Origin of the sequence: Okeania sp. SIO3I5, assembly GCF_010672085.1 — a bacterium.
Classification (GTDB): Bacteria; Cyanobacteriota; Cyanobacteriia; order Cyanobacteriales; family Microcoleaceae; genus Trichodesmium.
Genome location: NZ_JAAHHT010000549.1, coordinates 1 through 1,094, shown reverse-complemented (window position 1 = coordinate 1,094; position 1,094 = coordinate 1). Strand labels below are relative to the sequence as shown.

The 1,094-nt window shown below is 44.8% G+C and carries 2 protein-coding genes; both read right to left on the bottom strand.

The window, feature by feature from the left end:
• Positions 1 to 243: 243 nt before the first annotated feature.
• Entirely contained in the window at positions 244 to 468 is a 225-nt protein-coding gene (locus tag F6K40_RS40460) for a hypothetical protein (protein ID WP_293146052.1), read from the bottom strand.
• A 51-nt stretch (positions 469 to 519) separates the two neighbouring features.
• On the bottom strand, positions 520 to 888 hold the full coding sequence (locus F6K40_RS40455) for a hypothetical protein (protein ID WP_293146049.1): 369 nt from the start codon (positions 886 to 888) through the stop codon (positions 520 to 522).
• Between the last annotated feature and the right edge of the window lie 206 nt (positions 889 to 1,094).

The following is a 1,094-nucleotide window of genomic DNA, read 5'->3' as shown; positions in this document are numbered from 1 at the left end:
GCAGCCAAATATTTTTCAAATCGAGACAACGATAAAAGCCGCTCAATCCGATTCTCAATCAACAACTCATGCTCCCCAACCAAACAAATTAATTGAGAATTAAACTCCGTATAAATTGACAACCCTTTCCCGTAACTTTCCAAATACAGCTCATCATACTGTCCATTTTCCTCCCCCGCCAGCCATCGCCAAAACAAAGGAGGCGACTTCAATATTTTCCGAGGAGACTTAACCTGGCAAACTTCAGGAAACTCCCAAATCCAAATCCTGATGGCAGATATTCACCAACCTACCAACCTCCCTCTCATAAGAAATTCTGCGCATCACCAAATCTCGAATCTCCGCCACCACCGGGTCTCGCCGTGACAAAAAACGACGCGGATTGTCACCATAATCAAACCAGTAACAACCCAAAGCCAGAGAATCAGCCTCATCATCACTCCGATCATAAGCATTAGTTCCGATCAAAGTTCGGTTATAAACACTCCGATCGGAAGCAGCAACCTCTAATTGCGCCCATCACCTTAGAGCTGCTGCATGAGCGGGAAAATCTTGCTCCCATCGTCGAAACTGGCAACAGAAGTCATCTAAAACCGGAAAATCATCCGGATCAGGCGGTTCAAAATAATTATCATACTCAAGCAATAAGTGCCCAGAAAGATTTCTCTTAAACTCAACCTCACCAAACAGCAAATCCCGATCGCTATCCGACAACCCAGGAGTACAAAACTCCCGATCAGCAAGTCGCCAAGTCCGCTTGCGCCTCAAATCACCAAACCTTCTAATATCATCCTCCCCCAAACCCGCCCGCCGAACAGCACGACGAACAGCACGTCTAAGTTCATAAATCGTAAGAGTATTTATATCGGTAAGGATTTGTTTCTCCATAATTATCCATACTTTGTTGTAGTTTGTACTCAGCGCATTGACAAGAATGCACTCGCTTACTTTCCCTTTTAAACTGATAACGATTTTTAGGGAGACCCCTAACAGGGCGGTGGGATAGGTAAGTCAACGATTCCACCATCTTTAGATACCTCAGAGCAGCTTCTATCCCCCCACTCTGAATAATCATTCGGTACTGTTTTCTCTGT

What these genes read in the sequence shown, in the direction of transcription:
- F6K40_RS40455 (WP_293146049.1), bottom strand. Translation starts at nt 888, where the DNA reads ATGGAGAAACAAATCCTTACCGATATAAATACTCTTACGATTTATGAA.